The following is a 24,136-nucleotide window of genomic DNA, read 5'->3' on the forward strand; positions in this document are numbered from 1 at the left end:
AGAATAAATGGCAGCGAACCGCGCCCCGGAAAACCCGTATCTTGCCGCCCGCCAGGAATGGAGCGAACGCTATGGCTCTTATGTGAAGGCCGCAGCCGCATGGCGCATTGTTGGTGTCCTCGGTCTGGTCATGGCCGTTATCGGCTTCAGCTACGCGATGTATCTGAGCACACAAGTGAGGCTCGTACCTTACATCGTTGAGGTCGACAAGCTCGGAACCGCAGTCACGGCAGGTTTCCCCGAGCAGATCGAGTATGCCGATGTCCGCGTGGTGCGCGCCACACTCGGCAACTTCGTCACAAGCTTTCGCTCGATCACGCCGGATGCGGTGGTGCAGAAGCAATATATCGACCGCACCTACGCCCTTCTTCGCACGTCCGATCCATCGACGGAGAAGGTCAACGCCTGGTTCCGAGGCAATTCTCCGTTCGAGAAGGCGAAGGCTTCGACAGTTGCCATCGAGGTCAACAACATCGTCGCGCTTTCGAACCAGACCTATCAAATCGACTGGACGGAATATGAGCGGGACCGCAAGGGCAAGGAAACCGGCACGAGGCGGTTTCGCGGAATCGCGACTGTGACGCTCACCACGCCACAGGATGAGGCGACGATCCGCCTCAATCCGATCGGCCTTTATGTTCGGGATTTCGATTGGACGGCACAGCTTTAAGGGCAGGGGATTCTCAATGCACAGAACACGACTACTGTTAGCAGCCGCCGGCTGCATGGCCGGGCTCGTCCTTGCGGCGGGCGCACATGCGCAGAGCATGACGAGCAACGAAGTAAAAGGAACGAATCTTTCCAGGAAATGGCGCGGCACACCGGGGCTGGTCACGACAGGTCCGGACGGAAAGGTCATCTTTCTGTTCGGCGAGACCCAGCCGTCCATCATCTGCTCTCCACTACAGGTCTGCGACATCGAACTTCAGGGTGGCGAGATCGTGCGAGACGTGCTTGTCGGCGATACGGTGCGGTGGAAGGTAGAGCCGGCAACGTCGGGTGCGACAGGCGGACAGGCGATCCACCTCATCGTCAAGCCATCGGAGCCAGGCCTTCTCACCTCGATGGTCGTGACCACGTCACGGCGCACCTATCATATCCAACTCAAGTCTCATCCAAGCCAGTACATGGCGCGCGTCGGGTTCGAGTATCCGGAAGATGTTTCCACCAAACTCGCCGACATCAATTCCCGTCTCGAAACGGGCGGCATTCCAGGCACTGCGCCGGACAAGCTGAACTTCTCCTACACGGTGAGCGGGAGCGCGCCCTGGAGGCCGAAGCGGGTCTATTCTGACGGGGTGAAGACCTACATCCAGTTTCCGAAGTCGATCTCCGGTCAGGATGCACCAGTGCTCTTCGTCGTCTCTGGCGGTCAAAATCGCATCGTCAATTACCGGATGAAGAACGACATGATGACCGTCGACTATGCGATCGACAAGGCGATCCTCGTTTCGGGTGTCGGTTGGCGGCAGCAGAAGATCACCATCCGGCGGGGAGGCTGAACCATGCACCAGCTAGTCGCATTTCTCGCCGCGGCCGCCTTGCTTTCCGGTTGCCAGACGCCAGACGACGCGCTGACCACCAGCTCCACGCCGGTGGCCGTCACCGGACCCGCCGCGAGCGCAATCGCCGGCGACATGGCAAGCCGCTTGGCTGAACAGATCGGCCCGGCTGGCGGTGCCGCCACGATTAAAATGGAGACGGACACATCGGAGTTCGCATCCGCCCTCAAGGCGGCGCTGAAGGGGTGGGGCTACAAGGTCGTTACGGACGGCAAAGTCGCCAAAGACATCAGGCCGGTAGAGCTTGCTTATGCAATCGACGGTTTCGACGAACAGGTGCTAGCACAGGTATCGACGCCTTCCATCGCTCTTGGCCGCGCTTACACGCCGACAGCAGCCGGCGCGACGCCGGCCAGCCCCCTTTCGATCATGCAGCGCAACTGACGGAGATTAACATGGTCCAATCGCTCCAGCTTGGCACGTCGAGCCAAGCCGACGATCAGCAGGGCATGCGGCGGCTCAACCGCCTGCCGATCATCGTCGCCATCATCGTCATCGTGCTGTTCGTCGGCGTGGTCGTGATTGGTCTGTCGCTGCGCGGGCTTTCTTTCAATCGTGGCGATATCGAGGGTGCTTCCAACAGCCCTGCGGCCAGTTTCGGTGACCAGCTAAAAAGGGGTGTCACGGATGGCATTATCGGTGAGCCAGAAAAACAGGAGGTGTTTCAACCGACACCTGTCGTGGTGGAGAATAAGGAAAAGCAGGAACCGGTCGTCGAACGCCAATCAATGGAACGACAAGACCGCCGACAACGGCTCGAATCTGAAGAAGAGTGGAAGGCTCGCCTGAAGCGAGAGCAGGATGAACAATATATCCGCGAGGCCCAGCGCCAACGCATGGCGCGTCTACAGGCTCGTGCCATGGCGCTCGATTCGCCGCTGAAGGTAGACGTCTCCGACGTTGAGAAGGCTGCAAGCTCCACCAACGACACCGGCCGCCAGCCGACAAATATCGCAGCAAACAGTGCCTCAGACCTTTATGCTGCCGCCATGAAATCCGGCCTGATAGGACAGGACGTCGATCAGAACGGGCAGACATCGAAAGAGGACTTTTTCAATCAGGACATCAAAGATCTCGGCTACCTGCCGAACCAGGTGGTGCCACAGATGTCACCCAATGAATTGAAGCGCGGTTCGGTCATCCCGGCGACATTGATCACCGGCCTCAATTCCGACCTGCCGGGGCGCATTGCCGCTCAGGTCAGCCAGAATGTCTACGATAGCGCAACCGGCTATCGCCTTCTCATCCCGCAGGGCGCAAAGCTGTTCGGTCGCTACGATTCCAAGGTCTCATTCGGCCAGGAACGTGTTCTCGTCGTCTGGACTGACCTCATTTTCCCGAACGGGTCTACCCTGCAGATCGGTGGCATGGCGGGCACCGACGCCGAAGGATATGGCGGCTTCCAAGATAAGGTCGACCGCCATCTTTGGAGGACCTTCGGTTCCGCAGCCTTGGTCGCAGTCATCGGGACGGGGATCGATATGTCGATGCCCGAGAGTTCGACGCTCGCGACGCAGGTTACCGCCTCGGATGCAGCACGACGGAATTTTGCCGAGTCATTCGGCCGGGTAGCGGAAGAGACGATCTCGAAGAATCTAAACGTTCAGCCGACAATTCGCATCCGGCCGGGCTACAAGTTCAACGTCCTGGTCGATCAGGATATTGTTTTTCCGTCTGTCTATAGCGGCCGCTAACCAGGTAAAGGATCCTCAGATTTTCGCGACATCACTGAACGTCGCAAGGTCATTCCGCGTGGCGACGCAGGTGTGACTAAAATTCTCTACAAAAATCATCGTCTTTAGATCAGAAAGAGTTGAATACTCGGCAGAGGTGAATAGACCTAAGCGAGGCAACGAACGTGGATCTGCTTCGCGTAGAAGCAACTGCCGTATCGTCCAATGTCCCATGTGGCTCCGGCTAGCCGAACGGTGGCAACCGGTACCTCGCGGCGTCAGAACGGCGCGACGAGTGGGAGGCTTGCACCGTCGCAAAAGGAGAAAAGTTAGTGGACGGTGACCTTCGCTCTCTCATCGATATGACAGAAGCCGCGCATGATGAACGTATGATCAAAAGTGCTCTGAAGACCTTTGCGCACGCATGTGGCTACGACCGTTTTGCTTATCTGCAAACTGAGGGGTTGGAAATCCGCACATTCAACTCCTATCCGGAGGAATGGCAGGGCGTTTATCTCGAAACCAGTACTCCCGCATCGACCCGGTCGTTACGGAAGCCAAGCGTCGCATGGAAATGTTTTCCTGGACGGCCGACGATTGGCCCGCTCGTGGAACCTCCGAACTCAGGCGTTTTCGGGACCAGGCGATCGATTACGGCATTCGGAGTGGGGTGACTATACCCGTCGAAGGAAGTTTCGGGTCGACGATGATGCTGACGTTTGCATCCTCAGCGCAGACGGCTGACGTTAAAAAGCTGCAGGATGCGCAAAAAGCGATCCAGGCAGTACTGGCGATCCACTACCGCCTGAAAATCATAGCTGCGACGACGATTGTCGCTCCGAAACGGTTACTTTCACCAAGAGAAGCAACGTGCCTAATGTGGGCGGCAAAGGGCAAGAGCGCTCCGGAAACCGCAATGTTGACAGGGATCAATCCGAGGACAGTGCAGCACTACCTCGATAAAGCGCGCGAAAAGCTCGAAGCAGCAACCGTTCCGCAACTTGTCGCGATCGCCAAAGATCACGGTCTGGTATGAGCGTCAGGCTTCGCCATCTGGGGCAACTTTAGGGACGTAGCCAAGCGCATCGATGATTTCCGACAACAACTCCTGCTGGGCTTCGGATTTTTTCTGACGTGCGACATACTCATCCTGCAGGCTTTTGAGTACGGCGGCGGAGACCGACGGATCGGCGCTCGCGCGAGTCCATTCCTCATAGACAGCCTCATCGGCGGCAATAAGATGGCGGTGCTCACGGATCGCAGCAACTGCCAGCACCTCTAGTTCTGACTCTTGCATCAAACTGTGGCGAGATGAGCCCACATCGTTCATCCGCTTCTCCCTAACTTCATTCTGCTGCCCGAACCTAAGGCTGCGGCCTTATTATATCGGTTGAGCGCCATCACAATATCCGCTGAGCATCATCTGGGTCCTGTGCAATTCATCTCGCGCCTCTCCATACCGACGTCGAAGAGTGCAGGGACTTGAACGACACTGTCTTGCTTATTTGCTCAAAAGGATTCGACCCCCGCTTGTGCTGTAGAGAATACTCCGTGGTAGGAAACTCATCAAGCCGCTGTTCTCCGGATCATGGAGATTCGAGAGGTATTTGCGCGTAATTTGCGAGCTGCACGGCAGGCTAAAGGCTTGTCCCAGGAGGAACTCGCCCATCGCGCGGACATCGATCGCACCTACGTCAGTTCGCTCGAGCGTAGCGTCTACAATGCAAGCATCGATGTCGTTGACCGTTTGGCGACAGTCTTGGGCATCGAAGCCTGTGAGTTACTGAAACGGCCCCCGGAGGAGTCACAGATGCCAACCGCCGAGCTTGACGACTAAGAGAAGTTGTCCTGCCGACTGACGGGTTCATGCCCGGCCGGCAATGCTTCCACGTCAATTGGCTAGGTCCGTCGGCAAGGCTACATCTTTACTCTTGACGACCACTGGATTTGTCAGCTCTCGAGCCAATCGAGGCAACTATTCGTGGTGAAGAATTCACAAGGCGATGATGGCTTTCTCGGCTTTAGGGATTGTGATACAAATCCTAGGATAATAGATCCAATTCTCCGAGCTTTTATATCAATGCCCAGTCCCGTCACGCAACGCCAAATTGCCCGCACCGTGCTAACTGAGCGCGGAATAGCACGTTTGGTGGAACTGCGGAACGCAGGTGTGACGGCTGCCACCATGAGCCGAATGGAACGAGATGGTGAAGTGCTCCGGCTTGCCCGCGGTCTTTATCAACTTCCTGATGCGCAGCTCGACGTCAACCACAGCCTGGCGGAGGTTGCCAAACGCGCACCCAAAGGCGTTATCTGCCTCGTTTCGGCACTGGCGTTCCACGGCCTGACAGATCAGCTCCCAGGACAAATCTGGCTTGCCATAGGCCGTAAGGACTGGGCTCCGAAACTGGACGGCCCCGCTATGCGCATCGTGCGTTTCACAGACGGCCTTCTCAACGAAAGCGTCGAACCCCATGTCATTGAAGGCGTTCCCGTGAGGGTCTTTGGAATTGCCAAGACAATTGCCGATTGCTTTCGCTATCGCAACAAGATCGGCCTTTCGGTAGCGATAGAAGGGCTGCAGGAGGCGCTGCGGCAACGAAGGGCTACTCCTGGCGAAATCGCCAACCAGGCCGAACGCGGTGGCGTCGGATCGGTGATCCGGCCGTATCTCGAGGCGCTGACCGCCAATGGCTAAAGAAATCAGAAACGTCGGCGCCTCGGTGCGCGCCCGCCTGTTGCAACTCGCCAAGGCAAGCGGGCAAAGCTTCGATCTGGTCCTGACGCGTTTTGCTCTTGAACGGTTATTGTTCCGGCTTAGCCAGTCGCCCCACGCCGGTCGCTTCGTTCTAAAAGGGGCGATGTTGATGATGAGTTGGTTCGACAATCCGCACCGAGGCACGCGCGACCTCGATCTTTTGGGTTTCGGTGATCCGAGTCCGGACCCGATGCTTGAGACATTTCGGGAAATTCTGGCGCAAGAGGCCGACGATGGCGTTACGTTCGACGCTGATACGCTGCATGTGGATCGTATTCGCGAGGCATTGGATTATGGTGGGCTCAGGCTGCGGGTGATCGCTTCGATCAGCGGAGCCCGGATTAACCTGACGATCGACATCGGTTTTGGCGATGCGCTTGAGCCTGGGGTGGAGGTTTTGGATTATCCTTCCATGCTCGATTTTCCGATGCCGCGGCTTCGGGCCTATGCGCGAGAAACGGTCATTGCCGAGAAGTTCCAGGCAATGGTGATGCTGGGGCGAGTAAACAGCCGCATGAAGGATTTCTACGACATCTGGATCCTCAGCAGTCTTTCGACTTCGGCGATGATCGGCTGGCGTGCGCAATAGCCGCTACCTTTGATCGCCGCGAGACATCGATCCCCATTGACCTCCCCGACGCCCTAACGGACGCCTTTGCCAAGGACCAGCAAAAGCAGCGGCAATGGCGAGCTTTCGTTGAAGGCGTTGCACACAATCCTGGCGATCTGACAGACGTCATCGCGGAGATTGCCACATTCCTGATGCCGCACGCGGTTGCGGCTGCGAGGCTGGACGAATGAGCGGTTTGGTCGCAACCACGCGAGTTCATGGCTCAGCGAACAGAAATCAGATCCTGTCGGGTTTTTTATCGGGCAACTCCATAGCTGGAACCCGTCAGTATGCGGTTTCTTACTGGCTCGCCGCCATTACAACCACGGACCAGGCATCTGGAAGCACAGTAATTTCATGCTTTGGAGCCGCGCTAAATTCTGGCTTGGCCGGAACATGCCTCGCCAATGCGAGGTGAACTCAACGCTATTGCTGACCACCGATGCGGGAAAGATCGATCCGTATCCCCGCATGCCTAACATCCTGCATCGTCTCTGGCTGTACGTCTTTCGGCGTCGCTTCCTCGCCATGCACTAACTCGGCGGGACGCGTCTGATCGCTTTGCTGCGGCGCTTCGATGGGTATGCCAGGATCCTCCGCCTGAAACACGCTCACGCCCTCGAACTCGCCGGTTTTCCATGCGTAGACTGCATCATCAAAAATCTGCGGGAAGACATCTTTGCTCGTGGGGTTGCCATACCATTTCGCAACGATCCTCAGAACCTTGGCGAACATCGCCGTGCCTTTGCGGAGGTTCTGGCAAGGATCGACGAAATCAGGCTTCAAATCAGCGGGCTCCTTGACTCCAACCCCAGCAGGTAACTGAGTCAGACCGACTCGGACGACCGCCTGACCAGCGTATTGGCGCATGATCGCCATCGCCTCCTCAGTCGATGTGGCTTTCGGAACGAGTATTAACCGGCCGCCCGATTTGACAGTGACGGCGAGGGGATCATCCGAGCCCGCGGCCGTCACGAATTGCTCGATGATCGCGGGCTTGAGAGAAGGGTCTGCACATTCGTTTATCAGGGCTGCGTCGATCATGGTGTCTCCTGGGCACTCAAGTGTTGAAGGCAATAACAAGCGGCTTGGCGAAGAGCTTTGCCCAAGCCGTGGCAGTAGTCCGCTGGATGGCGACGATCGACGTCCCATCGGTCCACCAACCGTTCCCGACGGCAATGATGAAGCCCGGATCGTGCAGCATTGACTGAAGCACCGGCCAAACGATCAGTTGCTCGTAGCAGATCAATGGCGCCGCGCGGCCGGCACCGATCGGGACGACCGGGTTCGCAAAAAAATCCGCCCTGGCACCGCCACTCTCCCCGACCAAGAAACGCCACGGCTGCCACATCGAGCCGGGAACCGGCATGCGTTCGCGATAGAGGATACGGGCGCCCTTCCTGTCGATCGCGACGACGACATTGTCGTAGCCCCTGGGGTCGATCATCGCGGCGCCGGTGATGACTGTGACATCACCATCGCTGAAGGCGCCTGTCCAAAACCGCTCCACGGTCGATGTCCAGTAGCCAAGTGCACTTTCCGGCAGCACCACATATCGGGCACCATCGCTGACCGCATTCCGCACCGTTGCGATCAGGTCACGCTGGCGGTGAAGATCGACGTCCCGACCGAGCGAAGCGCCCAATTCGAGGTCGACACCGCGCCAGCCATTGGGTAGATGCGGCTCGGTCCACGATGCGGCGGACCACAGCCAAAGGCCTGCGAAGGCGATGGCGACAGCTGGCCAAATGCGGGCTGCGAGGCCCGCGAGGCCGGCTGTCATGAAGCCAAGGCCCCACCATCCCCATCCCGGGAACAGAACACCCGCCGCCGTGACAGGATGCGCCCAGCCTGTGATGCCGAATGGTGGGATGGCCATGATGACGGCCGCAAGGAGATAGCGAGAAGGACGAACGCGCGTGTTCTTTGTCCAGAGGACAGCATGCACCACCACAAAGCTCAAAGAGGCGCACAGCCAGAGCAACAAGCCCGGCCAGATATCCGACGAATAGAAGGCGGCCACGCCTTGCGGCAAACCACGTGACGCGGCCAGGAAATATCCGGCGGAGGCAAGTGCCGCCACTAATCTCGTTTGCGCGAGCGACCAGAGAATTGGAAATCCCAGCGCGACGGGTAGAAGCAACACATGGCCGCTCCAGCCCACGACGCCGATCGCGATCGAAGCGAATATCAGCAGCGCCGGCCGAAGGTAATCACGGGACATAGGTGAACACCTCCTGCGCCAGCCCGAAAATGCCGGAGATCGGCACTGGGCCAAAATATCGAGAGTCGTAGGAGCCGGGGAATGAGGAATGCAGGAAGACATATCCTTGCGGGACGATGCCGCTCGGAAAGGGCGTCAACGGCCGGCCTTTTCCATCTCGTAGTGTGAGACTGGAAGAGACAACCACCCGCCCATCCACGCTCACGCTGGCGCCGATTTCGGCATTTTGTCCTGCTACGGCGATCACCGTCTTGATCAACGGTGCGACGCCGCCCGGGCAGAAACCAGAACGGAAATAGCCACGCGCTCGTGCCTCCCGCATTTCCGCGGTTGCCGGTGGGCAGATGAACACCAGATCATTGACAGCAACGGGGCGATGGAGCGGAACGATACGCCATACGCCGAGTGGCTCGCTCGGCGTCAGATTGATGCGGTACCCGCCGGCGAGGCCGGTGCCGATCGCCAGTATGACGACCAATGCGGCCATAAAAATGATTCCAGCCGCTCGTCGTTGTTGTGCGGTCATCGCCCGCCGCGTTCCAGCTCCCGCGGTCATTTCAGCGAGAAGCCTTGGCTCTTCGTCTGACGCAGTGTCTCGGCCTGCTTCAGCGCTTCGGTCGTACGCTCATGAGAGCTAAGTTGCTGGACCGTGCGCATGGAATTCCACGCGGACTGGACCTCGGCCTTCTGGCCAGCCGTCATGCCCGATGTGACGGTCTCGAAGGTCTTGCCGCTCGTGTCTTTCGCAGCCAGAGGCAGGAAGGTCCGTTCCCCGAAACGTTCGGAAACCGCCTTCGCGAAACCTTCGAGTTCGGCCTTCACCATTCTGTCGGCCAGAGCATATTCGAGGCCAGCCGGAAGATCGTTGCGATCGATCCCGTCGCGCACGCGTTCGAGCGTTTGCTTGGCCGCTGGAGAGAGTGCCGGGATGTCGACGGATACCTTGAGGCGGACCGCGCGCTCCTCCGTCTCATGTTTGAATTCGGCCTCGGCCCGCTCACGAAGGTAGCGTTCAAGATTTCGGGCGAGCGCCGGTACATTGGCGAGCGCTTTTTCCCGGTCCTGCTTGTCGCCACGGCTGGCGAGAAGACCGGTGTTGCCCTTGAGCGCGCCAAAGCTCTCTGGCTCGCCGGCAATCCTTGCCAGGGTGGACTGCGCGACCGACTGGTCCTTCAACATCGTATCGACATTGATCGCCTTGAAGGCAGCTTCCGGCTTCGCGTAGACGAGCTGGAAGCGGGTCGAGACGTCCTCCCATTGCTTCTTGAGCCCGGGATCGGCGGCGAGCTTGTCCTCGACAGCCCGCTCAAGCGATTTCGGGAAGGTGGTGATGCCTGATACCATGGGCTTGTCCTCCTTGATGGCGTTCGGGATCGATTGGTTGTTGCTACCGCGAACCAGTCCACGCGCAGCGCCGATGGCGGCTAGACGGGCACCGAGATCGGCGAGCTTTCGTTTCTGCCGGACGGTCCATTCGAGCCGATCGCGAGCGATCGTGCGGGCGACATTCATGACGTGCAGGCCTCGCGCCTCGGCAAAGCGCAAGGCTTGGCCGTACGAAGAGCTCTTCTCGTAATCGAGCGTCGTCTCCTTGGCGTTCCGGCGCGACAGGATCGGGATAAGGCCACCGGATTTCGCGAAGGAGCGTCGGCCGTAATAGACGGCGAGATCCTCGCGATGGCGTGTCATGGCGACATAGGTGAGATGGCGATCTAACGAGAGGGAAGCAAGCACCTTCACCCGGTCAACGGTCGCGCCCTGGCTCTTGTGTATCGTCGTCGCATAGCCGTGGTCGAGATTGTTGTAGAAACGTTGCTCGACCGTGACCTGCCGGCGGTGCTCACCTTCACCAACCTCGGCAACGATACGATTCCTGGATGCCTCGACGACCTTGCCAAGCATGCCGTTCTTGACGCCAAGGCTGCCCTCGTTCTTGAGGAACACGATCTGGTCGCTGGTGGCGAACATGCGGGTCCCTTGCTCGGTCTTGAAGGCAAACCCGTTCGCGACGACGCCACGCTCGACCAGCTTGGCGCGGGCCATATCGTTCAACATCCGGACGTCGCGGCGAAGGTGCGCGAGGATCAGGCTGGTCTTCGATGGATCGTAGCCGTGGTTCCAATCGGCAATGAGACTTTCGACCGCCTGCGCCTTGAGGTCCAACCCCCTGACGTGCCCATGTCCGCGATAGGCATCGACCGCTTTGCCGACATTGCCGCGCGCCAGATCGAGCGAGGCGTCGCGCATCCATTGCTGGCGCTGACGATAGATCGTCTCGAGTTCGGCATAGCCGATGCGATCGGCAATGGCGCGGAAGGCGGCTCCCGCCTCGATCGGCTGAAGCTGTTCGGGGTCGCCGACCAGAACCAGTTTCGCACCGGCCTTGGTGACGGCTTCGACGAACAGAGCCATCTGCCGTGACGACACCATGCCGGCCTCGTCGAGTACGAAAACAGTCTTGTCGTCGAGCTGGTTGCGACCCTGGTTCCAGCGAAGCTCCCACGACGACAGCGTGCGGGAAACGATGCCAGCTTCCTTCTCCAAACCTTCAGCGGCTTTGCCAGCCAACGCTCCGCCGACCACACGATAGCCGGCCGTTTCCCACGCCTCGCGCGCAGCCTTCATCATCGTCGTCTTGCCGGCGCCGGCGCGGCCGATGACAGCGGCAATCCGCGTGGCCCCGGCGACATGCTCGATCGCCGTTCGCTGCTCGTCCGACAGACGGGAATGGCGCGCAAAGGTCGCCTCCAGAACCGCCTCGCGCACACCATGAGAGGCGCGACCGGAGAGCCAGATCGCGCGATTGGCCATCTCGGCTTCAAGGCGGATCATCTCGCGCGTGGTGTACTTCGCGGATGTCCGACTACCTGTCGCAAAGTTGATTCGCTCGCGTTCGAGCCTGAGCGCTTCTGGACTTTGCAGAATGCGGACCATCAGACTTTGGAACAGAACGACATCGTCGATATAGCGATACAAGACCTTCGCAACATCGCGTTCGTCGAAGACGCTCTTCTCCCGCGTGATCAGGTCGAGCACGATCTCCAGACGACGCTGGATGCGCCGCGCGTTCTCGCTGCGGCGCGCCTCCTGAAGCTCAAGGCGCTCAAGTTTGGGAGTCGAGGTCTCCGACTTGTGGTCGGATTGCTTGGCCTTGCGCTCGATGGCTTTGGCGCCGACACCGAGGTGAATGGTTGGCTCGAGGTCGATACCCTGCTTTTCGAAGGAACGGCCATCAATGCGGATATCGAGGCCGGCAAGCGCCAGATGTTTGTTCTGGCAGGCAAACCAACCGTCGCGAAACGCGTTGAAATCCTCAGTGCTACCGGCCCACAGCTGATAGACGATTTTACCGGCGTCATTTCGGATTGGCTTGCCGTCCGGGCCGAGCACCGCGACCTTCTTCGAACCGAAACCGTCTTCGGTGAGCGGCCGCAATGTGGTCATGAGGTGGACGTGAGGATTGCCGGGGGCGTCGTGATAGACCCAGTCCGCGACCATGCCCTGCGCGGTGATGTGGCCCGCCACAAAGTCGCGCATGAGCGCGATGTTCTGCTCGGCCGTCAGCTCGAGCGGCAGGGCTATGGTGACGTCCTTGGCGAGCTGCGCGTCGGATCGCTTCTCGAAGCCCTCCACTTTGTTCCAGAAGGCCTCGGATGCGCCGGCGACCGACCGATCGGCGATCATTGCTCGCAGCCACGCCGGCGCATCGGCGGGGATGATGAACTCCTCGTGCAGAAGGCCTTGCTTTCGCGTGTAGTCGATCGTCCGGGCTTCTCGCTCAAACTCCATCTTGGTGCAGTGCCGGTAAGCGGCCGACAGGACGGCGCTGCGGCCGGAGCCACGGGCGACGACGCTGACGGAGAAGTGAGGGACGGCCACGGCGGAGTTCTCTCCCGGTTGCGAACGAAATCAAAGGGTTCGTGGGGAGCGGCGGCCACCAGGCTCTCTCAGCAACACGTCGCGCCAGCGACGTATAATTGCGCCCTTGGAAGCCGCTCCTTCGGAACGGCCGGGATCATTCCCGAAAGCATCGCCCTTGGCGATTGTAGGATTCACAGTAGTGCGTTCCGCACTCCGGTCCGAAAAACTGGGTTCGAAAGACAAGCTTTCGCACCCAGGGAGACAGACGGACATGAAGAAGCCATCCGCGAAACTTCGCGACGAAATCGCCAAGCTGCAGGAACAGCTCAAGATCGCCGAGACCCGGGAAGCGGAACGCATCGGACGGATCGCGCTCAAGGCGGGCCTTGGCGAGATCGAGATCGACGAGGCGGAGCTTCAGGCAGCGTTTGAGCAACTGACCAAGCGATTTCGCGGAGGGCAGGGCGCTACGGCCGGAAAAGAAAGGGGAGGGGCAGCCGTCGTCTCGCAGCAAACCGCGCCGGTCACGTCTGGCGCGGGCGCGGGCAGCGCTGGCGAGGCTTGAACGCATGGCGAGGACGATGACATCCGACGCCCGCAAGAAGGACACGCGAGAAAAGATCGAGCTCGGCGGACTGATCGTCAAGGCCGGTCTGCGCTACGAGAAGCGAGCACTGTTGCTGGGCGCGCTGGTCGATGCAGCGCGCCGCATCAAGAGTGACGATACCGAGCGGTCCAGGCTCACGGCAATCGGCGTGGAGGCCTTCGGCAATGACGATCAATAGGATTGCGCTCGTCGTCATGCCAGGGACGTTGATGATCCTGGTCGTCATCGGGATGACAGGGGTAGAGCAGTGGCTTTCCGGTTTTGGCAAGACCGAGGCCGCGCGACTGGCATGGGGGCGGGCGGGCATCGCATTGCCCTATGTGGCCAGTGCGGCGATCGGAATTCTGTTGCTGTTTTCGAGCGCCGGTTCGATCAATATCAAGCAGGCAGGTTGGGGCGTCGTCGCGGGATGCAGTGGGACGATCTTGATCGCAGCCATTCGCGAAACAATGCGCCTTTCCGCTTTCATGACAGTACCCGCCGACAAGACGGTCTGGGCCTTTCTCGATCCGGCGACGTCGATCGGCGCGAGTGCGGCGCTCTTATGTGCCGGCTTCGCGCTTCGCGTGGCGCTCATCGGCAATGCGGCATTCGCAAGGGCCGAGCCAAAACGCATTCAGGGCAAGCGGGCGCTCCATGGCGAAGCGGATTGGATGAAACTGACGGAGGCAGCAAAGCTGTTTCCCGATGCCGGTGGTATCGTCATCGGCGAGCGCTATCGGGTCGACAAGGACAGTGTCGGGAGCCAAGCGTTTCGCGCCGACAGCGCTGAGACGTGGGGCGCCGGCGGCAAGTCGCCGTTGCTGTGCTTCGATGGCTCGTTCGGCTCGTCGCACGGGATCGTCTTTGCCGGTTCCGGTGGCTTCAAGACGACGTCGGTGACGATCCCGACGGCACTGAAATGGGGCGGCACGCTGATCGTGCTCGATCCTTCGAACGAGGTCGCACCGATGGTCTCCGTGCATCGCGGCGGAGCCGGAAGGGATGTATTCGTCCTCGATCCAAGGAAGCCTGACATCGGTTTTAACGTGCTGGACTGGGTCGGTCGTTTCGGCGGGACGAAGGAAGAGGATATTGCCTCGGTCGCCTCCTGGATCATGAGCGACGGCGGAGGCGTGCGTGGTGTCCGTGACGACTTCTTTCGCGCATCGGCGCTGCAACTGCTGACGGCGCTGATCGCCGATGTCTGCCTGTCCGGCCGCACGGACGAGCACGACCAGACGCTTCGGCAGGTGCGCATGAACCTCTCGGAGCCGGAGCCGACATTGCGCAAACGGCTGCAAGACATCTACGACAATTCGGGCTCGGATTTTGTGAAGGAAAACGTCGCAGCCTTCGTCAACATGACGCCGGAAACTTTCTCCGGCGTCTACGCCAACGCGGTCAAGGAAACACACTGGCTTTCCTATCCGAACTACGCGGCGCTAGTATCGGGAAAGAAGTTCGCGACCAACGACATCGCGGCCGGCAATACGGACGTCTTCATCAACATAGACCTCAAGACCTTGGAGACCCATTCCGGTCTTGCCCGCGTCATCATCGGGTCCTTCCTGAACGCGATCTACAATCGTGATGGAGCGTTGAAGGGCAGGGCGCTGTTCCTTTTGGACGAGGTGGCACGCCTGGGCTACATGCGGATTCTCGAAACGGCTCGTGACGCCGGCCGAAAATACGGCATCACGCTGACAATGATCTACCAGTCGATCGGCCAGATGCGAGAAACCTATGGCGGCCGCGACGCGGCGAGCAAATGGTTTGAGAGTGCGAGCTGGATCTCGTTTGCTGCCATCAACGATCCGGAAACGGCCGACTACATCTCGCGACGCTGCGGCATGACAACGGTCGAGATCGACCAGGTGAGCCGGAGTTTCCAGGCAAAGGGATCATCGCGGACACGCTCGAAGCAGCTCGGCGCCAGACCACTCATCCAGCCGCATGAAGTTTTGCGCATGCGCGCCGACGAACAGATCGTCTTCACCGCAGGAAACGCGCCACTCCGATGCGGACGAGCCATCTGGTTCCGGCGCGACGACATGAAGGCATGCGTCGGCACAAACAGGTTTCACATGATCGGGGATACGCCAAAGCCTGCATGATCCAAGCCGGCGCGCGGTGCAACCGAGCAAGGCTGATCCAGGAAAAAGAAGAGTATCGGAGAAATCAGCATAGCGACGCCCGACGGGCGAGATTTCGGGAATTCTCGTTGCGTGACGGGAGGAAAACAGGGCAGCCGCAGGAGCCTCAACATAGTGGCCCGAAGGGGAGGCGGGATCGACTGCCCCCGCCCGTCGCGCACCATTTTGCCGGCCACACCGCAGCCCGGAGCCAAGCTCCTCCGTAAACGCAGATGAAACCGGGTCCGACATAGGTTGAGACGAAACGAGGGGATCGGAAAGTGGCGAAATCAAATGTGGTTCCGTTTAGAAAGCCGCCGAAGGCCGGAGGCGGTCGCGACCGGCAGCGCGCGGGTGGAGGACTGCTGAGATCTGGGCGGAACAGATGGCGTAAACGCTCGACGGCAGTTCTATGCACCGTGATCATTGCTGTTGGGGGTTGGCTTGCCTATGGCGGCGCCGACGTTCTCCCCGATCTCGCCACTTTGGCCAAGAAACCGATGACGGATTCATTGTCGACCGCATTTTCGATGTGCGACGGAAGCCATCGAGCGAACTGCGTCGTCGACGGCGACACATTCTGGTTCAACGGCGAGAAAATCCGCATCGCCGACATCGATACGCCTGAACTCAGCCCGCCCCGGTGCGAGGCGGAACGGATAAAGGGTGAGGCGGCAAAATCCCGCCTGCTGACGCTGCTCAACGCTGGAAAATTCTCGCTAGCGGCCGGGTTCCGTGACGAAGACAAATATGGACGCAAACTGCGAACCGTATTTCGTGCAGGCAATTCGCTGGGCAATGCCTTGATCAAGGAAGGGCTTGCCCGATCATGGGATGGTGCCCGACACGGCTGGTGCCAGGGCGGGTGACAGCCATCATCACCTTCCCTGCACGGGAGAGGGATAGGGGTTTGGGGAAAGGGAGGAGGGAACCGTCTCCCTTTCTCCCTGGGAGGAAGTTTGAAGGAGGGGCATTGCCCTTCCTTCATGGGGTGAGATCGAGAGGGGCGGCAGAGCCCCCCTTTCATAGCCGCTCCGCTCGGTCGATCCGGCTGGAGGGGCTCATGTGAATAGGCAAAGACCAGAGGCGACAAGCCGCCTCTGGTCTCGACCTCAGTCGCTCGGATCGAAAGGCTCTTTGTCCTCAAGGCCGGTGTGCCATCGTTTGTCGGACCACCGCGACGGGAGGTAGATCTCATCACCGCCGAAGTGCGCAATGATGATCTCGCTGGCCTCGTGGAACAAACCGAAATCGACCTTGTTGTCGACTGCCCAAAGCAGCGCTGCAGACAGAAACTCCCGCGAGATATCGGCGGGAAGATGCACTTCCGCATCGAAATTTCGGCGCAGCCGTTCAAGCCAATCCGGCTGTTGATCCGGCCGCTTCTGATCTTCTTCCACCACACGAGCGAATTGATGCTTTGTCATCAGAGTCTCCTTTTCGTTTTCTGACGAAAGGTGTCGGCACCGTAGTCCGTGAGGGGTCAGGGACCGCGGAACGCGGCCGCCCTGCGGCGAGCGGAGGAACCGATTTTCTCTGTGCCGCTTGCGGCGTTGGGAAAATTGGGGGGGCCGCGATGTCCTTGACGCCGGAGTGCGACCTGAAAGTCGCATGAATCTCTGTTTCGAGAGGAGAACACGTGATGTGAACTTTACGAAACCGACCGTTCCATCGGTCGTTCCCTACCCGAACATGCGAAGTTGGCAACGACTCCGTGTGGAGCTTCGGGGACAACGTAACCACCGGGTGACCGGTCCACCGAACCGTGAGGCGAAGTGGAAACTGCCAGCACAAAGGCGGTGAGGTGCAAGGGATGAGCAATGACGACCAACACAAGTGAACTTCCGATAAACGCCGTAACAAGGAACAAGCCAAATGTGCTGATAGGCTTGAACCAAAAGGTGTGCAGCAAGGTGTGGTCCTTTCCGGTTGGACCTCCATGGACGGAAAGCTGCCGGCGAAAAGGAAGGGTCCGACTGGCTCTGAGATTCATGCGGAACAGGGTAAGCCCATAGCGCTGCCGGTAACGGCAGGCGAACCGTAAGGAACGCTGTTGGTGTTGTGGGTAAAGGAAGGCGGAGAAAGCGAAGGCCCGGCTGTAATGGTCGGGATACGGGCTGCAACATCGCCCGACACGAAAGTGGGCAGACTTCCGCTCGGTCATTCATGGCGAGAGAACATGACTAATTGCTGGACGAGGAAAAGCAGATGACGGCAATCGGTGCGAAAGCAGCGAATGCTGGTGCGTCCTCGCACGGAGGGCAGATTTGGGATCAGACAGACTGGTCGCAGATTGAAGCAACCGTGAAGCGACTTCAAGTGCGTATCGCCAAGGCCACTCGCGAATGCCGATGGGGCAAGGTAAAAGCCTTGCAACGTCTGCTGACCCGCTCGCACAGCGGCAAGATGCTGGCTGTGAAGCGGGTGACGGAGAATCGCGGGAAGAAAACGCCGGGAGTGGACGGAGAAATCTGGACAACCCCGGTGGCCAGATGGAAGGGAGTAATGTCGCTGCGGCATCACGGCTACCGTACCATGCCGTTGCGACGCGTTTATATTCCCAAGAGTAACGGCAAGAAGCGCCCGCTCGGGATACCCCGTATGCTGTGCCGCGCAATGCAAGCCTTATGGAAGCTTGCGCTGGAACCAGTGACGGAGACCTTGGCGGACCCGAATTCCTATGGATTTCGGCCCAAACGCTCGACAGCCGACGCCATTGAGCAGTGCTTCATCACGTTGGCAAGACGGAAGTCCGCCACGTGGGTTCTAGAGGGCGATATCAAAAGCTGTTTCGATGAAATCAGCCATGATTACATCCTCGAGCATATGCCTATGGACAAGGCGATCCTGCGGAAGTGGCTTCAAGCCGGATATGTTGAAGAGGGAACTCTGTTCGAGACGCGGGCGGGAACCCCGCAAGGGGGCGTGATTTCGCCCACAATCGCTAACAGAGTGTTGGATGGGCTTGAGGCCGCAGTCGATGCAAGCGTGGGATCGTCGAAATCCACGTACCGAAAAGCCAAGCCCCACGTCATCCGTTATGCCGACGACTTTATCGTAACCAGTGCATCGAAAGAGGTGCTGGAACACAAGGTCTTGCCGGCGATCAGGAAATACCTGGCTGTTCGTGGACTGGAACTCTCGGACGAGAAAAGCAGAATCACGAACATTGCGGATGGTTTCGATTTTCTGGGCCAGAATGTGCGAAAGTACAACGGCAAACTTCTCATCACGCCGTCCAAACACAGCGTCAAGGCGCTGCTGGATAAGGTCCGGAGAATCATCAAAGGCAACGCCGCCATCGCGCAGGAAGGATTGATACAAATGCTGAACCCGATCATTCGGGGATGGGCGATGTATCACCGCCATGTCGTGGCGAAGGCGACCTTCTCTTCGATAGACTTCTACATCTGGCGCATGCTCTGGAGATGGGCGTGCCGACGACACCCTAACAAAGGAGCACGGTGGATCAGGAGAAGGTATTTCAGGGTCAACGGTAGCCAGTCATGGGATTTCAGCACGGAGGACGCCAAGTATGGGCTTGTCCGTGCAGCGGCTGTCCCAATCAAGAGACATGCCAAAATTCCGGCGCTGGCTAACCCGTTCGATCCCACATGGGATGACTACCTCGCCCGCCGTCAGGACGCGAAACATACCGCCGGGGAGCCCGGTGTCACAACGTGGCGCTGGAGAATGGCTTGAGCCGGGTGCGGAGTGATCCGCACGCCCGGTTCTTAGGGGGCGGCGGGGCAGCAATGCCCCGCTGCTACCCGACACGGCGGGTGCAAAATGGGACGTCAGAGAGAGATAGAACCGCGTCCTGAAGGGACGCGACCGCTTGCCATCTCCGATGGCGACGGGAGGCTCCGGCTGTCTCCGGACAATGAGATTTCGCAGAGGCATGCTTCTTGCTGCGAGAGGATCGTAACCCGGCGGGGCGGAGACCGCGTGCGGGCTCCGGTCGCGGTGCGACCACAGCCGTGCGCCATCGGCGCCTCGCCCAAGCCCCATTCTTCACGAAAATGAATCGGTCGCATCTGTAGGATTCACATATGTCGTTGGACGTAGCGGCGCCGTGTGACGATCATGCCGGCATGATTTCGCAACCATACCAGCTCTATGTCGAACGAACGGATCCAGCCAAGAACATGGCGCGGTATTATGCCATGGAGATCGAGCAGACGATGTTCGGAGAGGCCTGCCTGACCCGGCGATGGGGACGGATCGGCAAGCGTGGACAGGAAAAGCAGCATGTGTTCGAACGGGAGGAGGAAGCGGTTCGCTTGTTCCTTGAGCTGTTGAAGCAAATACGTGGTCGCGGCTATCGGCCAAAAACAACCTGCCGATATTCGCCGAGCTGACGATGATTGTGTTCCGCGTTCCAGCTGGTAGAGGAGGGGCCGCTGAAGCGGCCCACGGCGTGTTATTCGCGCCGGTTCCAGTCGGTCTCGAACGACGCCTCGATCTCGACGAAGAACGGAATCTTGATGGCCAGTTTCAGGCCGAGTTTCCCCTTGCGGAAGTAGTGACAGATCACCTTGCCGAGGGTGCGGAGCCGACGGCCGGTGGCGGTGAGGAACTGAGCGAGCTGTTGCACGGTATTTTCTCCTTTCAAAATGCGGATATCGCGGGGATAGGCCGCATGGCGGACAAGGAGGGACGCACCTGAAAGGACGAAACGAGAGTGAAGGACCTGCCGGCGCCAAGAATTTGGCACGCGAGGAGCCGCAATACGGCGGGGAAAATTCTGGCGCCGGCAGGTTGCGGGCGACGGACGGGATGCAGCATCCCCGATGTCGATGACGGTAGATCGAAAGGAGAGTCGCAGCGGATCGCCCCTCTCGGGATCCTGGATGCCGCGGTCCCCCAATGCTGGTGGTATGCCGCCCTCAGAAGGGCGGCTCGGCGTCGATGGAACCATCCTGTTCGCCAAGCATCATGATCAGCTCGGCCTGGGCGATTTCGAGCTCGGCTTCGATCTCGCGACGCTCGGCGGGCTCGATGCAAGCGTTCAGCTCGGCGCGCAGTTCTTCGATTTGTTGTTCGATCATCGTCATCTCCTTGATGTTTGAGAAAGATGACGCCCGCCGGCGTGGCGGTGGGTCAGGGTCAAGGATCGCGCATGCGACCGCCAGCGGCGGTGAGTGGGGGAGCCGAAATGCGCCGGCATTTTGGGGGAACCGCTCGTCCTTGAGGCTGTCCCGGCTCCACGGCACGATAGGCCCGATATGAGCAGACCCCCACTTCTCCGTATGGCACCCTAAAAGTCGGCCGCGGGCTCGACGCCCGTTGCCGGCTTTCTTAAAGCGGCCAGTTGGCCCCGCCTCGGTGGCGGGGCCTTGTTGGGATCTCAATCCCGATTGGGGCGGGACCAGATCAGCTGGTAGCCGTCCTCGCCTTCGACCTCGGAGAGCGTTGCGTAGATCGGGGCGGGGAAGCTCGGGTCGTCCAGCTTGACCGAGAGATAGTCGCGGTCGCTCTCGCCGGAGCGCTTCTGCCAAGCCGCACCCAGCTCGACATTGCCGGCGTAGATGCGGAAGTGCGGGCCCTTGTCGGAGGGGCTGTCGACGCGGGCGATGCGGGCCTTGACGTTGAGTGCGAGGGTGCGGATCGAGCCGGTGAAGCCGTTTTCGTTTGCGGTGAAAGTGCCGATGGTAGCCATTGTCTGTTCCTTTCGGTTGTTTCGGGCCGCGCCCTTCGCGGCCTCGATGGCTGTCGCAAGGATCGGGGACGATCGGACCGCACCTGGAAGGCCGTAATGAAATGGAGGGCGGTCGGGAGAAACTTTGTTGTCGCGCGAGGAATGCGAACGCAGTTCGCTGGGGAAGAAAATTGCGGACGGCCGTTGCGGGAGAACGATCGAGGCGAAGCCGGTCTCCGATCAGACATGCCTCATCGAGCCCGCGGAGGGCGTGGCCTATGACAGCGGTGGAAGGAACTTGGTCATGGCCCTCGCCGTGCGTTGCCCCGGCAGAACAGCCCGGCCGCGAAGCCGTTCCCCAGGTCTCTAAAGCATAGCGTCGGCTTCGGATGCGACAAACTCGGCCGTCCGGGCAGTTGTCTCCTCTCATCAACGCAATATTGTCGGGCCGCGATTCGTCGCCTGGAGGATCTATGCGTCAGCAGACAAAGCCGTTTACCGTCGAAATCAAGCAGTCCCGAAAGCTGAAAGCCAACGATCGGAAACCATCGATCTGGGGGAGGCTGGACCTCACGTCCGATGAGCACGCGCTCGCGGAGAGAGCGCCGAAAGAGCTGTCGGCCGTTGCGGGTGACAATGACCGACCTTGACGTCTCCCACGCGGCCGCTCTCTCGTCGGCCTGAATGGGCTGGAGACCGTGCAGGAAGCTGACAGCACGCTGGGCATGCGCCGCAGCTTGGAAGATAGCCCGCTTGTCGTCAGATAGAACCTTCAGCCACGAGTCCAGGTAAGACGCATGGTCCGGCCGTGGCTCCAGCTCCGGTGCGATCCCGAGATCGGCGCATAGGAAGCAACTCCCGAGCTCCGCAATCAGCTCTTCGCGAGCCCGCTCGGTCTTGTCCTTCGCATAGCGGCTAAGATCGCGATCGACGCGATCGGGGCGCGCAGTCCAATGGCAACTTTCGTGACTGAGCGTGGCCACGTAGGACGCCGCGTCGCGGAACGTTTCGAACGGCGGCATCTGGATGTGGTCCGTGATAGGGGAATAATAGGCCTGCGCTCCACCATGGCGGATGACAGCGCCCGTGTTGCGGAAAAAGCAATCGGCGTGCTCGATGTGCTCGATCGCATCGAGCACCGGGGTCGGTGGGTGACGATAGTGTTCGGGCAGTCCGTCGATCTGCTCGATGTTGAACACTGTGTAAGCCTTCAAGAATGGGATTTCTCGATCGACTTCTCCACCACTGCCGTCCGCCTCGGACTTGGTGAACCGGCTGGCGAAGACGACCGTCGAACCGGTCTCGCCCTTTCGCACCGCCGCCCCCAGTTCAAGCGCCTGCTTGAAGGTCATCCACATGGGTGAAGTGAAGCCGCGCGCCATCCCCTCCGACCATAACAAGAGAATGTTCATGCCCGAATAGGGCTGACCGTTGTGGCGCAGCGGCCGGGTAATCCGGCCATTGGTGTTGGCCGCATGCCATGGCTTCATCCAGGGTTTTACGCCCTTTTCAAGGTCGGCTATGATTCTATCCGTGATCCGCGCATAGATGTCGGCGCGTTCGCCTTCGGCTTTCTTGCTCATGTCGTGATCCTCCGTTTGGAGGCCGCCCCGATCGCGACCCCGTCGCGGAGGTCCGAAGGCAGGAGCGATCAGGTGGTCGGCCGCACCGGAACGGCCGGAACGGAGTGAAGGACGGCAAAGCCGTTGTGGCAGACCGGCGGCTCCTGCAGGACCGCCAACAAGGACGAGGCCGCGTGACGGGCAGGGCTCTTGTTTTTCCTTCCGTTGACATGGAAAAGGCCGGTCCCAAAGGAACCGGCCCAAGGATCAGTGAGAGGGAGATGGCGGAGCCGAAGCTCCGCCGGAAGCGCCTCAACCGAGAGCCGCCATCTGTGCCTCGGCCGCCTTGCGGTCGAGCGACTGGCCTGGATTGTCGACCGGGCGGTCGAAAGGCTTCCAGGCTTCGCCGATGACGTGGCGATAGGCTGCGACTGCGCCCTCGGCGGCCATCCGCAGCGCGTGGGACTGTATGCCCATGTCGGCAGCGAATTCGCGTTTGCGCTGGGCGGCGCTGTCGTAACCCACCGGGCCATCGAGATCCTCGTCGCGGGGATCGTTTGCCGATTTGGCGGTCGCGTCTCGGGCTTCGGAGACTGCTCGACTGTAGAACTGGCCGGCGCCGTGCGCCGAGCCGACATACGCACCGACGATACGCTGGAGATGGATCTGCATCGCCTTCTCACCGAGACCGTCCGAGAGGCTGTCGGCGGTCTCAATGATCAGGCGCTCGTGGAGTTCACGGATGCCATCGCTGTCGACTACAGCGGTTCCGAAACTCTCAGCGATCAGCATTGCCTGCGCAGTGTCCGGGCATGTGAGCCTGACCATTTCGAGGGTGGTACCCTTGCGGAGCGGCACGACGCGGGCGGCAGGTCGAGTGGTTGCGGGCTTGGCCATGGGATCTTCCTTTCGTGGTTTCACCGAAGCGGCTTCGGCCCCTGCCGGTCTGCCCTTCGATGCGGTCGACAGGAACCGGCTAAGGACGGGCGCTTTCACAGGTCCGGGACGGCCGGGCGAGCGAAACGGGTTTGCGGACAAGCGGGGTAAAGCCCTGCGAAGGACGCGAACCCGTTTTGCGAGGGAGGCTGCACCGGCCGCTTCGCGGCGCGCCAGCGGCCTTTAAACGACCGGCCGCCGGTTCAGACCGCAGCGAAAACGAAGGGCAGACCGGCGGGGGCGGGCTATGGCTCCGAACCCCCGGAGGAGAGAACCTCTTGCGAGCGACAGCCCGCATCCCTTCCTCCAGCTCGGACCGGCCGCCACGAAAGCCCCCATACGGTCGGACTCACGCCGCCGCACGCCCTGCGACGGTCCCCATGGCGTCGAGCAGTTCATCCGAACAGTCTGCCGGTGAAGTGCCCGGAGCTCGCGGCTGTGCTCGGCCTGTTCGAACATCCGTCCTTGAAATTCCGTCTCATCCGCAACGGCGCCATGATGCGAGTAGAAGTCGTCGCGCTTAAGCTCGGAAAGCGGCCGTGACACGCGCCAGGCGCTGATAGAGCCGATTGGGGCGAGGTCGTAAAT

22 protein-coding genes and 4 pseudogenes are annotated in these 24,136 nt (G+C 60.1%); 14 read left to right on the plus strand and 12 right to left on the minus strand.

The features are described 5' to 3' along the window. Window positions 1-7 precede the first annotated feature (7 nt). The 5 genes and pseudogenes from HJC04_RS00890 (at window position 8) to HJC04_RS00910 (ending at window position 4,271) form a co-directional block, all read left to right on the plus strand. Window positions 8-670, plus strand: coding sequence for a conjugal transfer protein TrbF (locus HJC04_RS00890; RefSeq protein ID WP_138397154.1), 663 nt, complete (start codon window positions 8-10; stop codon window positions 668-670). Between the two features lie 16 nt (window positions 671-686). Then, complete coding sequence (gene trbG, locus HJC04_RS00895) at window positions 687-1,502, plus strand: P-type conjugative transfer protein TrbG (protein ID WP_138397155.1); 816 nt, start codon at window positions 687-689, stop codon at window positions 1,500-1,502. Between the two features lie 3 nt (window positions 1,503-1,505). After that, on the plus strand, window positions 1,506-1,946 hold the full coding sequence (gene trbH / locus HJC04_RS00900; RefSeq protein ID WP_138397156.1) for a conjugal transfer protein TrbH: 441 nt from the start codon (window positions 1,506-1,508) through the stop codon (window positions 1,944-1,946). Window positions 1,947-1,957: 11 nt separating this feature from the next. Then, a complete protein-coding gene (gene trbI / locus HJC04_RS00905; protein ID WP_221111546.1) occupies window positions 1,958-3,256 on the plus strand; it encodes an IncP-type conjugal transfer protein TrbI in 1,299 nt (432 codons plus the stop codon). A gap of 311 nt (window positions 3,257-3,567) precedes the next feature. Beyond that, window positions 3,568-4,271: pseudogene (locus tag HJC04_RS00910) on the plus strand (autoinducer binding domain-containing protein). Window positions 4,272-4,274: 3 nt separating this feature from the next. Here the strand turns inward: HJC04_RS00910 and HJC04_RS00915 are convergent. Next, window positions 4,275-4,565 carry a transcriptional repressor TraM gene (locus HJC04_RS00915; RefSeq protein WP_027668120.1) on the minus strand — a complete coding sequence of 97 codons (291 nt, stop codon included), beginning with the start codon at window positions 4,563-4,565 and terminating at the stop codon, window positions 4,275-4,277. Between the two features lie 258 nt (window positions 4,566-4,823). Here HJC04_RS00915 and HJC04_RS00920 point away from each other — a divergent pair, with 258 nt between their 5' ends. From HJC04_RS00920 to HJC04_RS00930, 3 genes and pseudogenes are all read left to right on the plus strand, one after another. After that, window positions 4,824-5,072 carry a helix-turn-helix domain-containing protein gene (locus HJC04_RS00920; protein ID WP_138397159.1) on the plus strand — a complete coding sequence of 83 codons (249 nt, stop codon included), beginning with the start codon at window positions 4,824-4,826 and terminating at the stop codon, window positions 5,070-5,072. 243 nt (window positions 5,073-5,315) lie between these two features. Then, on the plus strand, window positions 5,316-5,933 hold the full coding sequence (locus HJC04_RS00925; protein WP_138397164.1) for a type IV toxin-antitoxin system AbiEi family antitoxin domain-containing protein: 618 nt from the start codon (window positions 5,316-5,318) through the stop codon (window positions 5,931-5,933). Next, window positions 5,926-6,794, plus strand: a pseudogene (locus HJC04_RS00930) (nucleotidyl transferase AbiEii/AbiGii toxin family protein). Before HJC04_RS00925 ends, HJC04_RS00930 begins: the two are co-directional and overlap by 8 nt. A 235-nt stretch (window positions 6,795-7,029) precedes the next feature. Here HJC04_RS00930 and HJC04_RS00935 read toward each other — a convergent pair. The 4 genes from HJC04_RS00935 to traA form a co-directional block, all read right to left on the minus strand. Then, window positions 7,030-7,647, minus strand: a complete 618-nt coding sequence (locus HJC04_RS00935; protein ID WP_138397161.1) for a TraH family protein — start codon at window positions 7,645-7,647, stop codon at window positions 7,030-7,032. Window positions 7,648-7,663: 16 nt separating this feature from the next. Next, entirely contained in the window at window positions 7,664-8,827 is a 1,164-nt protein-coding gene (locus HJC04_RS00940) for a conjugal transfer protein TraB (protein ID WP_221101753.1), read from the minus strand. Beyond that, window positions 8,817-9,314: a conjugative transfer signal peptidase TraF gene (traF, locus tag HJC04_RS00945; protein ID WP_245503430.1), complete on the minus strand. Its 498-nt coding sequence runs from the start codon at window positions 9,312-9,314 to the stop codon at window positions 8,817-8,819. Before traF ends, HJC04_RS00940 begins: the two co-directional genes overlap by 11 nt. Window positions 9,315-9,379: 65 nt before the next feature. Further along, window positions 9,380-12,706, minus strand: a complete 3,327-nt coding sequence (gene traA / locus HJC04_RS00950; RefSeq protein ID WP_221123349.1) for a Ti-type conjugative transfer relaxase TraA — start codon at window positions 12,704-12,706, stop codon at window positions 9,380-9,382. Between the two features lie 253 nt (window positions 12,707-12,959). Between traA and traC the strand changes: the two genes are divergently transcribed. The 4 genes from traC (at window position 12,960) to HJC04_RS00970 (ending at window position 16,278) form a co-directional block, all read left to right on the plus strand. Then, window positions 12,960-13,253, plus strand: a complete 294-nt coding sequence (gene traC, locus HJC04_RS00955; RefSeq protein ID WP_011654562.1) for a conjugal transfer protein TraC — start codon at window positions 12,960-12,962, stop codon at window positions 13,251-13,253. 4 nt (window positions 13,254-13,257) lie between these two features. Next, window positions 13,258-13,473: a type IV conjugative transfer system coupling protein TraD gene (traD, locus tag HJC04_RS00960; RefSeq protein ID WP_011654561.1), complete on the plus strand. Its 216-nt coding sequence runs from the start codon at window positions 13,258-13,260 to the stop codon at window positions 13,471-13,473. Beyond that, a complete protein-coding gene (gene traG, locus HJC04_RS00965; RefSeq protein ID WP_138396905.1) occupies window positions 13,460-15,391 on the plus strand; it encodes a Ti-type conjugative transfer system protein TraG in 1,932 nt (643 codons plus the stop codon). The genes traD and traG overlap by 14 nt, the downstream gene beginning before the upstream one ends. 437 nt (window positions 15,392-15,828) lie before the next feature. Continuing rightward, window positions 15,829-16,278 (plus strand): thermonuclease family protein, encoded by a 450-nt coding sequence (locus HJC04_RS00970; RefSeq protein ID WP_131714240.1) that lies wholly within the window; start codon window positions 15,829-15,831, stop codon window positions 16,276-16,278. Window positions 16,279-16,521: 243 nt separating this feature from the next. Here HJC04_RS00970 and HJC04_RS00975 read toward each other — a convergent pair whose 3' ends face one another. Next, window positions 16,522-16,836 carry a hypothetical protein gene (locus HJC04_RS00975; RefSeq protein ID WP_131714241.1) on the minus strand — a complete coding sequence of 105 codons (315 nt, stop codon included), beginning with the start codon at window positions 16,834-16,836 and terminating at the stop codon, window positions 16,522-16,524. Window positions 16,837-17,617: 781 nt separating this feature from the next. Between HJC04_RS00975 and ltrA the strand changes: the two genes are divergently transcribed. Then, window positions 17,618-19,111, plus strand: coding sequence for a group II intron reverse transcriptase/maturase (gene ltrA, locus HJC04_RS00980; RefSeq protein WP_138396904.1), 1,494 nt, complete (start codon window positions 17,618-17,620; stop codon window positions 19,109-19,111). 350 nt (window positions 19,112-19,461) lie between these two features. Next, window positions 19,462-19,770 carry a WGR domain-containing protein gene (locus HJC04_RS00985; protein ID WP_221144612.1) on the plus strand — a complete coding sequence of 103 codons (309 nt, stop codon included), beginning with the start codon at window positions 19,462-19,464 and terminating at the stop codon, window positions 19,768-19,770. 62 nt (window positions 19,771-19,832) lie between these two features. On the opposite strand, the gene HJC04_RS00990 is transcribed toward HJC04_RS00985, so the two are convergent. The 6 genes and pseudogenes from HJC04_RS00990 to HJC04_RS31480 all read right to left on the minus strand — a co-directional run. Beyond that, window positions 19,833-20,006: a hypothetical protein gene (locus HJC04_RS00990; RefSeq protein WP_018482048.1), complete on the minus strand. Its 174-nt coding sequence runs from the start codon at window positions 20,004-20,006 to the stop codon at window positions 19,833-19,835. A 292-nt stretch (window positions 20,007-20,298) separates the two neighbouring features. Then, the gene (locus HJC04_RS00995) at window positions 20,299-20,460 is read right to left on the minus strand and encodes a hypothetical protein (protein WP_018516739.1); all 162 of its coding nucleotides are present in this window, start codon (window positions 20,458-20,460) and stop codon (window positions 20,299-20,301) included. A 299-nt stretch (window positions 20,461-20,759) separates the two neighbouring features. Further along, complete coding sequence (locus HJC04_RS01000; protein WP_018482050.1) at window positions 20,760-21,071, minus strand: DUF736 domain-containing protein; 312 nt, start codon at window positions 21,069-21,071, stop codon at window positions 20,760-20,762. A 638-nt stretch (window positions 21,072-21,709) separates the two neighbouring features. Further along, window positions 21,710-22,633, minus strand: a pseudogene (locus HJC04_RS01005) (ArdC family protein); the annotation flags it as partial. A gap of 291 nt (window positions 22,634-22,924) precedes the next feature. After that, on the minus strand, window positions 22,925-23,509 hold the full coding sequence (locus HJC04_RS01010; protein ID WP_131714243.1) for a hypothetical protein: 585 nt from the start codon (window positions 23,507-23,509) through the stop codon (window positions 22,925-22,927). A 402-nt stretch (window positions 23,510-23,911) separates the two neighbouring features. After that, window positions 23,912-24,109, minus strand: a pseudogene (locus HJC04_RS31480) (hypothetical protein); the annotation flags it as partial. Between the last annotated feature and the right edge of the window lie 27 nt (window positions 24,110-24,136).

Source organism: Rhizobium sp. NLR8a, assembly GCF_019685235.1.
Classification (GTDB): Bacteria; Pseudomonadota; Alphaproteobacteria; order Rhizobiales; family Rhizobiaceae; genus Rhizobium.